The organism is Paenibacillus sp. VMFN-D1 (genome assembly GCF_003386155.1).
In the GTDB taxonomy this organism is placed as follows: Bacteria; Bacillota; Bacilli; order Paenibacillales; family Paenibacillaceae; genus Paenibacillus_AQ; species Paenibacillus_AQ favisporus.
Map to the genome: position 1 here is coordinate 15,280 of NZ_QRDU01000006.1, position 12,183 is coordinate 27,462.

General features: G+C 58.5%; 9 protein-coding genes. 6 read left to right on the forward strand and 3 right to left on the reverse strand.

Annotation, left to right across the window (positions count from 1 at the left end; genetic code table 11):
* The first annotated feature begins 41 nt into the window (after nucleotides 1-41).
* The 4 genes from C7820_RS28770 (at nucleotide 42) to C7820_RS28785 (ending at nucleotide 5,957) form a co-directional block, all read left to right on the forward strand.
* Nucleotides 42-1,073, forward strand: coding sequence for a carbohydrate-binding family 9-like protein (locus tag C7820_RS28770; RefSeq protein ID WP_116233981.1), 1,032 nt, complete (start codon nucleotides 42-44; stop codon nucleotides 1,071-1,073).
* A complete protein-coding gene (locus C7820_RS28775) occupies nucleotides 1,070-3,694 on the forward strand; it encodes a transglutaminase domain-containing protein (RefSeq protein ID WP_116233982.1) in 2,625 nt (874 codons plus the stop codon). The genes C7820_RS28770 and C7820_RS28775 overlap by 4 nt, the downstream gene beginning before the upstream one ends.
* 99 nt (nucleotides 3,695-3,793) lie before the next feature.
* The gene (locus C7820_RS28780; protein ID WP_116233983.1) at nucleotides 3,794-4,831 is read left to right on the forward strand and encodes a glycoside hydrolase family 18 protein; all 1,038 of its coding nucleotides are present in this window, start codon (nucleotides 3,794-3,796) and stop codon (nucleotides 4,829-4,831) included.
* 316 nt (nucleotides 4,832-5,147) lie between these two features.
* Entirely contained in the window at nucleotides 5,148-5,957 is an 810-nt protein-coding gene (locus C7820_RS28785) for an AAC(3) family N-acetyltransferase (protein ID WP_116233984.1), read from the forward strand.
* A 289-nt stretch (nucleotides 5,958-6,246) separates the two neighbouring features.
* On the opposite strand, the gene C7820_RS28790 is transcribed toward C7820_RS28785, so the two are convergent.
* Entirely contained in the window at nucleotides 6,247-6,876 is a 630-nt protein-coding gene (locus C7820_RS28790; protein ID WP_116233985.1) for an FMN-dependent NADH-azoreductase, read from the reverse strand.
* A gap of 134 nt (nucleotides 6,877-7,010) precedes the next feature.
* Here C7820_RS28790 and C7820_RS28795 point away from each other — a divergent pair, with 134 nt between their 5' ends.
* The gene (locus C7820_RS28795; RefSeq protein ID WP_116233986.1) at nucleotides 7,011-7,370 is read left to right on the forward strand and encodes a winged helix-turn-helix transcriptional regulator; all 360 of its coding nucleotides are present in this window, start codon (nucleotides 7,011-7,013) and stop codon (nucleotides 7,368-7,370) included.
* A gap of 168 nt (nucleotides 7,371-7,538) precedes the next feature.
* On the opposite strand, the gene C7820_RS28800 is transcribed toward C7820_RS28795, so the two are convergent.
* On the reverse strand, nucleotides 7,539-8,765 hold the full coding sequence (locus C7820_RS28800) for a formylglycine-generating enzyme family protein (RefSeq protein WP_116233987.1): 1,227 nt from the start codon (nucleotides 8,763-8,765) through the stop codon (nucleotides 7,539-7,541).
* Between the two features lie 263 nt (nucleotides 8,766-9,028).
* Nucleotides 9,029-10,255: an ROK family protein gene (locus C7820_RS28805; protein WP_116233988.1), complete on the reverse strand. Its 1,227-nt coding sequence runs from the start codon at nucleotides 10,253-10,255 to the stop codon at nucleotides 9,029-9,031.
* A gap of 409 nt (nucleotides 10,256-10,664) precedes the next feature.
* Here C7820_RS28805 and C7820_RS28810 point away from each other — a divergent pair, with 409 nt between their 5' ends.
* The gene (locus C7820_RS28810; protein ID WP_116233989.1) at nucleotides 10,665-12,158 is read left to right on the forward strand and encodes an arylsulfatase; all 1,494 of its coding nucleotides are present in this window, start codon (nucleotides 10,665-10,667) and stop codon (nucleotides 12,156-12,158) included.
* Nucleotides 12,159-12,183 lie beyond the last annotated feature (25 nt).

A 12,183-nucleotide genomic window follows, 5' to 3' on the forward strand; every position in this document is an offset into this window, starting at 1 on the left:
GGTTAACGATCGATGCAGAACGAATAACGGAGGGAATCGCGATGAATCTAAGCGGAGTGCCGGAGCCTAGGATTGAATATGCTCCCAAACATTATATTTGCCGGCGGGCGCAAGGGCCGCTCGTCCTGGACGGACGCCTGGACAAGCCATTCTGGTCCGAAGCGCAGTGGACGGAGGATTTCGTCGATATCGAGGGCGATTTGCGCCCTAAGCCGGCCAAGCAGACCCGGGTCAAAATGCTGTGGGACGACGAATATTTCTACTTCGGCGCAGAGCTGATCGAGGATCAGATCTGGGCCACGCTGACCGAGCGGGATTCGGTCATTTTCTACGACAACGATTTTGAAATCTTTATCGATCCCGACGGGGATACGCATCAATATTACGAGTTTGAAATCAATGCGCTGAATACGGTCTGGGACCTGCTGCTGGTACAGCCTTACCGTGACGGCGGGCCTCCGGTCAACGGCTGGGATATCGCCGGCCTGCAGACCGCGGTGCATATTGACGGCGAGCTGAACCGCCCGGATGCAGACAACCGCAAATGGAGCGTGGAAGTGGCGATCCCGTGGGCGAGCCTGAAGGAATGTGCGCCCGAGGGGCGCCGCCCGGCTACCGGTGAGTTCTGGCGCGTCAACTTCTCGCGGGTAGAGTGGCGGACGGAGGTGCAGGACGGCGAATATCGCAAGGTGCTGAACCCCGAGACCGGCAAGCCATATCCTGAGGACAACTGGGTATGGTCGCCGATGGGCATCATCAACATGCATTACCCGGAGCTCTGGGGGTACGTCGTATTCTCGGACGGAGAAGTGCCCCAGGATTTTGAGCTGCCGGAGGATGAGCGGATCAAGTGGGAGCTTCGCAAGCTCTATTACCGCGAGCGCAACCACTATGAGGCCCATGGGCGGTTTACGGCCGATTGGGAGCAGCTGAAGGGTGAAGATACCTGGACGATTCAACCGGGGATCGAAGTAACCCGCAGTCTGTTTCAGCTGACGGCGCCGTCCGCGGACGGACGAGCGGTGTACTGCATCCGCGAAGACGGAAAGCTGTGGAAGGAGGAAGCGAAATGACGACGCATACGACCGCATTCTCGCTGGATCAAGAGATGCTGCAGCGGATCGAGGAGAAATTTCAGGAGAAGATGGCACTGGCCGAATCCCGGAAACAGGAGCTGTTCGGCGTGTTTGAGGAGGCTTTGACCGCCGAGGAAACATGGGCTTTGAAATATTTGTACGCGTACATGCCGGTCAACGACCTGGCGGATTACGACGGTGCGCTGTTTCTGAGCCATGTGCGCCGCACGCTGGCGATCCGCAAGCAGGTGCCTTGGGGAGAGCGGGTACCGGATCACCTCTTCCTGCACTTCGTCCTCCCATACCGGGTGAATACTGAAAATATCGAGGATTCGCGCGGCATATTGTATAACGAACTGGCGGAGCGGACGGCGGGACTGTCCATGGCGGACGCGATCCTGGAAACGAACTATTGGTGCCACGAAAAGGCGACCTACGTCGGCAGCGATCTGCGGACGATTTCGCCCCTGACGATGATCCGCACGGCCCGTGGCCGCTGCGGGGAAGAGTCGACGCTCGCCGTGGCCGCGCTGCGCAGCATCGGCATTCCTGCGCGCCAGGTCTATACCCCGCGCTGGGCGCACTGCGACGACAACCACGCCTGGGTGGAAGCGTGGGCCGACGGCCAGTGGTACTACATCGGCGCCTGCGAGCCGGAAGCCCGCCTGAACCAGGGCTGGTTCACTCCGCCGGCACGGCGTGCGATGCTGATCAACACGAGAATCTACGCCGATTATCCGGGGCCTGAAGATATTACGCTGGCCGACGAATGGTTTACGGAGATCAACTTGCTGGAAAATTACGCGCCGACGCAGACCATCCGCGTGACGGTAAAAGATGAGGCCGGCGTTCCGGTAGAGGGGGCCGAGGTGCGCTTCGAGCTGTACAACATGGCGGAGCTGTACCCGATCGCCACGCTTCCGACGGACGAGCGGGGCGAAGCCACCTTCAAGACGGGCTTCGGCGATCTGGTCATCCGCGCCGTCAAGGACGGACGCTGGGGTGAGACCAAGATTTCGGTCCGGGACAGCGATCGCTTTGAGCTGACCCTGGACTGCTCCGTTCAGCCGGAAGGAACGGCAGACTTTGACATGGTGCCGCCGCCCGAACGGGAAGGGGAAGCTGCGGATGCCGTTACCGAAGAGAAGCAGCAGCGCCACAACGCCCGGATCGAGGAAGGTACGCGCATCCGGACCGCATTCGAAGAAACTTTCCTCGGCGGGGACGATGCCGCCCGATTGGCGAAGGCGGCGGGGCTTCCGGCCGCGCGTGTCGAGGCGGTGCTGGGCAAGGCCCGGGGCAACGGCCGTGAAATCGCGGCTTTCCTGGAAGAGCGTTCCGGCGAATTCGGAGAATGGCCGCTGCGGCTCCTGGAATCGCTGAACGACAAGGACTTGGCCGATACGTTCCGGCCGGCGCTGGACGACCATCTGACCGGAGCGCTGGAGCGCCGCGGCGATTGGGATGAGGAGCTCTTCGTCCGGTACATTCTGTGCCCGCGCGTGCTGTTCGAAATGATCGTGCCGTACCGGAAGTTCTTCCAGGAAGCCTTTACGCCGGAGGAGACGGCCGCGTATCAGGCCGATCCGGCGCAGCTGGCCCACCGCCTGGAGCAGCGCTTCGGTCTATGGCAGGACCTGCCGAACCTGCTTGGCAAAGGCAATCCGGTCGGTACCTACCGGCTGGGCAAGGGCGACCCGGTGTCGCTCGGCATCTTGTTCGTAGCCGCCGGCCGCAGCCTTGGCATCCCGGCCCGGCTGCACCCGAGCGAGCAGAAGCCGCAGTATTGGCAGGACGGCGGATGGAAAGACGCGCCGTTCACCCTGTACGCCTCCGCCGAGGAGACCGGAAGCGCAGGCTGGGGCATGCTGCGCCTGCTGCGGGATGAGGCGGCCGGTCCGGATGCGTCTGCCGCATCCTACAGCGAGAACTTTACGTTCGCCCGGCTTGAAAACGGCGTATACAAAACGCTGGTTTACCCGTTCGGCCAAACCGACGTGTACGACGCGCCATTTGAAGTGGAGCCGGGTGCCTACCGCCTGACAACGGGCATCCGCCTGAAGGACGGAACCGTGCGGGTGCGCCTCAGCTACTTTACGGTGAGCGAAGGGGACACGACAGAGGTTCCGCTGACGTTCCGCGAAGCTGCCGAGGAGGTGCCGGTGCTGGGCACGCTGGATGGCGGCGGGGAAGTTGCGCGCTTCGACGGGACGGCCGCCGCGTTGGGCAGCTTGATTGGTTCCCAGGGTGCCATCACGGCCTGGATCGAGCCCGAGCGCGAGCCGACCAAGCACCTGCTGCGCGAGCTCGGGGAGCTGGCGGAGTCATTTGACAAGCTTGCGCTGCCGATTGTCCTGATCATTGGAGATCGGGAGTGGACGGCGTCCTTCGATCCGGCCGCTTATCCGAATCTGCCGGCGCAGACGGCGTTTGTACGGGATTCCAGCTATGCTTCCCTGCCTGACCTGATTTCGTCTTCGGCCGCAAGCGAAGCGGGCTACCCGCATCTGTTCGTGCTGGACGGCCAGAACCAGATCCGGTACACGGCATCCGGCTATAAGATCGGCACGGGAAAAGAGGCGCTGCAGATTTTATCGGCGGTAACAAAGCATGGGTAAGCCGGCAGAGCAAGCCGATCCAACAGAACGACCTAACATAACAACTCAACCGGGATCGAGATTCTGGTACAACCCAATAAGAAACGGAGTGTCTTAAGTATGTCGAAAAAATATATTGTGGCTGGGTACGCCGTGGACGCCGTGCTGCCGGAGATGACGCCGGAGGACCTGTGCAGGCTGACCCATCTGAACGTGGCGTTCGGCCATGTCCGGGATGACGAAATTACGACGGAGCATTTGAAGAACGGCGAGGCCATCCGGTCCATCAAGCGGGAGCATCCCGAGCTGACGCTGCTGCTGTCGGTCGGCGGCTGGAGTGCGGGCGGCTTCTCTGAAGCGGCCGCAACCGAAGAAGGAAGAGCACGGATGGCGGCATCTGCCGTGCGGGTGCTGAATGAGTACCCGTTTGACGGGATCGACCTGGACTGGGAGTATCCGTGCTACGGCGAGGCGGGTATCGCCGCCAGTCCGGATGACAAGCACAACTTTACGCTGCTGCTGGCGGCGATTCGGGAAGCGCTCGACGCCAAAGGCGCCGCAGATGGCCGTCACTACCTGCTGACGATCGCGGCGGGGGCGGACCAATATTACGTGGACGGCACGGAGATGGATCAGGTGCAGAAGTACCTCGATTTCGTGCAGCTGATGACTTATGATATGCGGGGCGGCTTTCAGGTGCTGACGGGCCATCATACGAACCTGTACACCGGAACGGGCGATTTGTTCCGCATCAGCACGGACGCTTCCGTGAACATCTTTGTCCGGGCAGGCGTGCCGCGGGAAAAAATCGTGATCGGAGCGGCGTTCTACTCCCGCATCTGGAACGAGGTCCCGGACCGCAACCGCGGACTGTACCAAATGGCAGGCACGACGGGCGGATACGGCCCATCCTTTACGGAGCTGGCTGCCGATTATATCGATAAAAACGGTTATACGCGCTACTGGGATGAGGAAGCCCGTGCGCCGTTCCTGTTTAACGGGTCGAGCCTGATCTCCTACGATGACGAGGAATCCATCCGGCATAAATGCGAGTATGTGAAGGAGCAGGGACTGGCCGGCATCATGTTCTGGGAATACGGCTGCGACCGGACGCACCGCCTGCTGGGTGCGATGCACGAAGGGCTGGGTTCCAAGTAAAGGGAATGGCTTAGCCGAAACGAGCCGGCCTAACCGGAACTAACCTAATGAAAGAACCTCAATTTGAACGTAGATGCTACAAAACCACCGGTTTGTCTAACGCATCGAATTTCATGCATCCTTTCCTTGATCCAGGGGAAGGGTGCATTTTTCTTTATCCATTGTCGGTTTCGTACAGGCATGCTTTCCATAGGGCTCGTTTCGTACCCGTTTACTTCATGGCACGGCCGCTTGCATGGCTTGGTCCCGATGTTCAACTCATACTTGATCGAAGCCGCCCCAATTTGCCACAATGGAACAATGGAGGTGGATTGACATGGGAGAAAGAAAAATCATTGACGCTTCGGCCAAGCTGAACACGGTGGAGTCGATCCGGGCGGATCTCGGCCGTCTCGGCGTCCGGGAGGGTGACACTTTGCTGGTGCATTCCTCGCTATCGAAAATCGGCTGGGTGTGCGGCGATGCGGAAGCCGTCATTCTGGCGCTGCAGCAGGCGCTCGGCAGTGCCGGGACGCTGGTGATGCCAGCCCACAGCGGCCAGAATTCCGATCCGGCGGAATGGGCCAATCCGCCCGTACCATCCGCATGGCTGGAGGAAATTTACGCGCATATGCCGGCGTTTGACCCGGATTACACGGCGACCCGGGCGATGGGGAGAATCGCGGAGCAGTTCCGCTCGCTGCCGGGAACCCTACGCTCGTACCATCCGCAGGTATCGTTTGCAGCCAGGGGGCCGCATGCGGCGGAAATTACAGGTGTACATACGCTGACGCCGCAGTTCGGCCAGGATTCGCCGCTGGGGGCCCTGTACCGGCTGGATGCCAAGGTGCTGCTGCTTGGGGTCGGATACGACTCATGCACGACCTTTCATATGGCAGAGACGCAGATCGAGGAAATGCCGCGGAAAAAAATGGGGGCTGCCATTCTGGAGGACGGCATGAGAACGTGGAAATGGTTCGAAGACTATGCCTATGATTCCGATGACTTTGACCGGCTCGGGCAGGATTTTGAAGAGCAGGGACATGCCGATGTCGGTAAGGTAGGCATGGCGGAATGCCGGCTGCTGCCCGTCAGGGCGGCCGTGGATTATGCGGCTTCATGGTTAAAAAAGCACCGCTTCGCATAAGAAGCGGTGCCTTCTGCCTGTTGAGAAACTTCAACGGGCTTTTTTAGAGATAAGAAAGTATAAGTTTCGGAGCTTCTGCTTCCTGATCTCGCAAGAAAAACTTCCTCTGGACGCGGTCTGTCTTTTTTGAAAGTACGTCGATAGACGTTTTTCTTATCATTCAGGAAATGATGCGGCTTGATTTCCTAGGGAGATTGGAGCTTACCCTTATCCAAAAGTGAAGATGGGTTTCACTTCCGGGGGATTCATTTTTGCGGATTTCAGTTCGAGAACGATGGCGCCTCTCAAGTTAGAAACGTTTGGCAGCTTCCTTAGCCTGTGCAATCGCTTTTTCTTTTATAAAAGGAGCCCTCTCTGATACGGCCGTTCCTTCAACAAAAATAGCTTCAGTTTCAATCCCATAGAACTGCAAAATCGTTTTCATATAGCTGTATCCCATTTCTATTGGAGCTAAAGGTCCCTCAGAATAAACGGAACCACTGGCTTGAATGTGCAAGGCTTTCTTGCCGGGCAGCAGACCTATAGGACCCTTTTCGGTATACTTGAAAGTTTTGCCCGGAATGGAGGTCGCATCCGTGTATGCTTTCAAAACCGGCGGGACCATAAAATTCCACATCGGGGACACAAAAACGTACTTATCGGCTGCCATAAATTGATTAAGAATTTCCTCAAGACGAGCCACTTTTGATTTTTCAGCTTCGGACAGCTGATCCAAAGACGAACCCGACCGAAGCTTTCCCCACCCCCTTAAAACATCAGCATCGATGTGCGGAATGTTTTCTTTATACAGATCCAAATGAGCAACTTCGTCAGTTGGATTTGCTTCCCGGTACGCTTCAATAAATTGTTTGCCCACCGCAAGGCTATAAGATTCCTCCGGATTAAGGGGATGTGCAGTGATGTACAGTACAGTTGCCATGCTTCAAACTTCCCTTCTGTAATGATATTAAGAACACTTACAATGCTGATCATATAATACTAGCTTACTTATGGTAAGTAGGCACAATAATGTGGTATAGTAACAAAAAAGGTACCGTAAACGGAGGTGGGCCTATGCAAAAGAACCCTCCCCAATGTCAATTCGTCGTTGCGCTGGAATCGATCGTCGGCAAATGGAAGCCGATTATCCTTTATCATTTGCTTCAAGGCAAGCCTTTGCGGTTCAATGAGCTCAGAAGATTGCTGCCCGATATCACGCAAAGAATGCTTACGCTCCATCTGCGCGAATTGGAGGAAGAGGAGATCGTTAAACGAGTCGTATATCCGCAAGTCCCGCCGAAAGTGGAATACTCCATCACGGAATACGGCAAGAGCCTGTCGCCGATTTTGGAATCGCTGCATCAATGGGGAGTAGCCCATGTTAAGCGAAAACAGCTCAAAATGAATAATCAAGAACAAACAGAAACGGACTAGCATAATAAACGCTAGTCCGTTTCACTCTGTTTCGAAACACATAATGCCGAGCGGTGATTGCGAAGCGTGTCTGGGAACGCAGCCTGGCGTCAGATCGTAGGAAGCCAAATAAGCTAGCGCCAAAAAAGCACCGCTCGTATGAGGAGCGGTGCTTTTTTGGGCTTGTCCTTACAGATCCGCGGCCACGCGGAAACCGATGTTGCCTGTAGAACTGTCCGGCGTGTTGCCGCTGCGCGCAGCGACGCGGTACCGGTTGCAGTAGGATTGATGGCATAAGTACGATCCGCCCTTCATGAGGCGGGCGTTTCCCTGGGCAGGCCCTTCCGGCCGGTCCGAAGAGCCGCGCTGTGCCGGGTCGGACGTAAACCAGTCGCCGCACCATTCCCATACGTTGCCCGACATGTTGTACAGCCCGTATCCGTTCGGAAGATAGGCGTCAACGGGGGCGGTGCCGAGGTAACCGTCGCTGGCATGGTTTTTGGTAGGGAATACGCCCTGCCAAATGTTGCAGCGGTGTTCGCCGCCGGGGCGCAGCACGTCGCCCCATGGGTAACGCTTGCGCTCCAGGCCGCCGCGGGCCGCGGCTTCCCACTCCACTTCATTGGGCAGCCGAACGCCGGCCCAGGCGCAGTAAGCGGCAGCGTCATTCCAGGAGACGTGGACCACGGGATGGTCCATCCGGTCACCGATGCCGCTGCCGGGGCCTTCCGGCTCCCGCCAGGTGGCGCCTTCGACGCCGAGCCACCATGGCGTCCGCTCCGGAGAGCCGACGATCTTCACCTGCTGGGGATCCGGGATCAGCAGCTGGAAAACGTACGACCAGCCGAATTTCTCGGCTTCGGTGACGTAGCCGGTCGCCTGGACGAAAGCGGCGAACTCGGCATTCGTGACGGCATAAGGCGATATGCGGAACGCCGGAATGTACACCGGCCGTGCAGGCCCCTCGGCGTCCGAGGCGAATCCTTCCCCGTCATCGGTGCCGAGGATATAGGTACCCTCGGGGATGATCGGCCATTGGGAAGGATCGGGCCGAGCCGAATGTTCCGCCAGGCTTGGCTCTTGCTGGGCGGCTGAGCTGTGGAAACGTTCGGTTGCAGAGCCGGTATGAGCCGGCGAATCTTCTTTGGGATCAGCCGATGCTGCCGCCGGTGTGTCCGATTCCGTGCCGGTCTCTGCCCTGCCGGAACCTTGAAGCTGTGGAAGGCTGCTTGCGGCCCCTGTTTCCCCTTCGTGAAAATCCTCTGCTTCAGGCGCGTTTAAGTGTCCGGCAGCAGGCGTTCCGCAGGCAGGAGCCTGCAAAGCGGCTTCACGCCCGGCAGAACAGCAGCAGGAGGAGGTTTCGGCCTTTCCGGCATTTCCCGACGTTGGAACGGTGGAGGAGGTCTCTTGGGTCATTTTCGGTCCTTGCTCCTTTCCTGGTAGGAGGATGTTCTTTCTTTCGTGTTTTGTGTCCGTTCGGATTTAATCCGTGTCCGCCCGCATGCTGGCAACAGCTCAAGCCCGGCTGGCTTCATAGCTGAGCAGGCATCCGTGTGCCCTCGGGGAGGGCGGCGGCAGCAGCGGGCTCTGAGAGTATCAACAGGCTTTGAGGGCAAAGCGGCCCCCAAAAAAAAGCTATGAGCACGCGACGGGCCCTGAAGGCTTCACGGCCGCATAGTTCAGCAGGTCAGTTGCTCCAGCATCAGGAGCGCCGCCCCGACGGCGATCGCTTCTTCGCCATAGCTGCCTTTGCTGAAAATGACCTGGTATTTCGGGTAATGGTACGTTTTGCGGATGGCGGTCTGGGTCGCCGTATAGAAGAACAGGTTCGAATCCGTCATCAGCGGTCCGCCGAGAACGACCTTCTCGGGATACAAAATGTTCAGCAGATTGGCCAGGCCGATGCCGAAGTACGTTGCCGCCTGGGTCACGACTTCCGTGACCATCGGATCCATCTGCTTCAGCGCCTGCATGATGTGGCTGAAGCGGGCCGGCTCGCCCGGCTCCAGCATCTGCTGCAGCCGGCTGCTCCGGCCGATCCGCAGCCGGGAATTTACCTCGCGCTCGATCGCATGGACCGACGCGTAGGAATCGAGGCAGCCGTGATTGCCTTTGGCGGTTCGGTAAGGGATGCCATCCGCCTGGATGATCATCTGCCCGAACGAGCCTTCCATATCGGCTGCCCCATAGATCAGCTTGCTGTCCGACATCATGGACAGCCGCAGGCCCGTGCCGCCATGCACGTACAGCATGTGGCGGAAATCCTTGCCGCGGTTCGCCCATGCTTCGGCGACGATGGCGGCATTGGCGCCGTTGTCGAGCAGCACCGGGACGTGCAGCGCCTCCTCGATCAGGCGCACGATCTCGACATGCTGCCAGCCCGGCGCGGCAAACCACTCCGGCTCCTCGATGATGCCCGCCTCGCGGTCGAGCGGGCCGACGGCGCCGATACCCATGCCGATGACTTGATCCAGCGGGATGCCGTGTGCGGCAATCCATTCCCGGGCTCGGCCGACAACCTCGCCGATGAGCCGCTCCGGCGTCATGTCGCCTGTCATGTCCCACTCGGCGGTTTCCAGCGTCTGCCCGGCTAAATCGAGCAAAATGAGGCGGGAGACGACGCGGGAGACATCCAGGCCAAACGCATAGCCGTACTCGCCCCGGACCTGGTACAGAATCGGACGCCGTCCCCCGGTCGATGCGCCGAGGCCGCTCTCGCTAATGACACCGATGGAGACAAGCTCGTCGAGGACGCGGGTCAGCGTACTGATCGTCAGCCCGCTTGACGCCAGCAGGTCGCTCTTGGAAATCTCCTGCTTGCGCCGGATATCATAGAACAGTTCCTTGGCTTTCGGTGAGGGAATGCGTTCTTTTACATTCCATTTCTCTTCCTTAAAATCTTGCATATCGTCGTTATCCTCACTATTCTGAACCGTTAAGGCCAGCGGCTGTTGCCCCACTATATGATCCGGCGGCAAACGCCGGAAGGGGCTCTGCTGGCAATGGTTTTTCTACAATGATACGTACAGGCTGCTTCAAGATTATCATACACATGGCCCCAGCAAGTGGCAACCGGACTGCACCTTCATCTGTGAGGTGTTATCCCCCCCATTATACCGATCTTAATTTCTTTTTGAAATAAAGTAATCAGAGTAATCCGTTTTCATCGTTTTCCCATCGGGGTAATCTGCACGAAAAAACGAATAATTTCATTTACTTTTCATCACGTGAAGGGTTTAATAAGGGGGAACAGGCATTTTCAAGGATTCTCTCAGGGTTAACGACCATATCCGCTGGATTCAAGGAGGAGAGCCGATGAATAGGAACGAAGAGCAAGGCAGGCCCAACGTGCTGCTGATTACCGTGGACCAGATGCGATTCGACTGCCTCAGCATCGCCGGGCACCCCGTCGTGGAAACGCCGAATCTGGACGAGCTTGCCCGGACCGGCGTGAGGTTCAGCCGCGCCTATTCGGCAACCCCGACCTGCGTGCCGGCGCGGGCGGCCATCTTTACGGGCCAGTCTCAGCGGACGCACGGACGCGTTGGATATCAGGACCGGGTACCGTGGAATTATCCGGTCACACTGCCGGGGGAGCTGGCCAAAGCGGGATACCATACACAGTGCATCGGTAAAATGCATGTGTATCCCGCCCGAAACCTGATGGGCTTTCACAACGTGGTGCTGCATGACGGTTACCTGCATCACAACCGCAATTTTCACGGCATCGCGATGCAGGAGCATTACGATCAGGTGGACGATTACCTGCAGTGGCTCCGGGAAAGGGTGCCCGGCGCCGATTTGATCGACACGGGCCTGGACTGCAACGCATCGACCGTCGCACGTCCATGGCATTTGGACGAAATGAAGCATCCGACGAACTGGGTTGTGACCCAGTCGATCGACTTTCTGCGCCGCAGAGACCCGGGCAAGCCGTTCTTTCTATGGATGTCCTTCGTCCGTCCGCATCCGCCGTTCGATCCGCCGCAGGCGTATCTGGACCTGTACGAAGATGCGGATATTCCGGATCCGCCGGTCGGTGACTGGGCGAATGGGGATGACCCTGCCCTGGAAGGTTTGGCGCCGACTACGGGCAAGGGGCTCGTCCCCAAACGGAGGCTGCGCCGGGCGATGGCCGCCTATTATGCGCTGATCACCCATCTGGACCACCAAATCGGCCGGTTCCTGCAGGCGCTGAACGAGTACGGAGAGCTCCATAACACGGTGATCATGTTTACCTCGGATCATGGGGAGCTGCTTGGCGACCATCACTTGTTCCGGAAGGCGCTGCCCTATGAAGGAAGTGCCCACGTGCCGTTGATCGTGAACGACCCTGGCGGCCGGCTCCATCTCAAGCAGGGCACCGTGGCCGATGAGGTCGTCGAGCTGCGTGACATCATGCCGTCGCTGCTTGATGCAGCCGGGGTTCAGATCCCGGAAAGCGTGGAAGGGAACAGCATCTGGAGGCTGGCAGCGGCCAGGAACGAATCGGATACAGCATCGTCGGTATGGCGGAGCCATCTGCATGGGGAGCATGCCTACGGTCATCAGTCTACCCAATGGGTCACGGACGGGACCGAGAAGTTCATCTGGTATCCGCAAACCGGCGAAGAGCAGTTTTTTAACCTGGCGGAAGACCCCATGGAGCTGCACAACGCCATTTCCGACGAAGCCTGCCGGGAACGGATCGATCATTGGCGTTCCATTCTCATCCGTGAGCTGGAAGGGCGGGAGGAAGGCTTTACGGACGGGGAGCGGCTTATCGCCGGCCGGAAGCAGGCGGCCGTACTGTCCCATATCCGCACTTGATGCGCATCAGCGGATTCTATTGAAC

What these genes read in the sequence shown, in the direction of transcription:
- C7820_RS28770 (WP_116233981.1), top strand. Translation starts at nt 42, where the DNA reads ATGAATCTAAGCGGAGTGCCGGAGCCTAGGATTGAATATGCTCCCAAA.
- C7820_RS28775 (WP_116233982.1), top strand. Translation starts at nt 1,070, where the DNA reads ATGACGACGCATACGACCGCATTCTCGCTGGATCAAGAGATGCTGCAG.
- C7820_RS28780 (WP_116233983.1), top strand. Translation starts at nt 3,794, where the DNA reads ATGTCGAAAAAATATATTGTGGCTGGGTACGCCGTGGACGCCGTGCTG.
- C7820_RS28785 (WP_116233984.1), top strand. Translation starts at nt 5,148, where the DNA reads ATGGGAGAAAGAAAAATCATTGACGCTTCGGCCAAGCTGAACACGGTG.
- C7820_RS28790 (WP_116233985.1), bottom strand. Translation starts at nt 6,876, where the DNA reads ATGGCAACTGTACTGTACATCACTGCACATCCCCTTAATCCGGAGGAA.
- C7820_RS28795 (WP_116233986.1), top strand. Translation starts at nt 7,011, where the DNA reads ATGCAAAAGAACCCTCCCCAATGTCAATTCGTCGTTGCGCTGGAATCG.
- C7820_RS28800 (WP_116233987.1), bottom strand. Translation starts at nt 8,765, where the DNA reads ATGACCCAAGAGACCTCCTCCACCGTTCCAACGTCGGGAAATGCCGGA.
- C7820_RS28805 (WP_116233988.1), bottom strand. Translation starts at nt 10,255, where the DNA reads ATGCAAGATTTTAAGGAAGAGAAATGGAATGTAAAAGAACGCATTCCC.
- C7820_RS28810 (WP_116233989.1), top strand. Translation starts at nt 10,665, where the DNA reads ATGAATAGGAACGAAGAGCAAGGCAGGCCCAACGTGCTGCTGATTACC.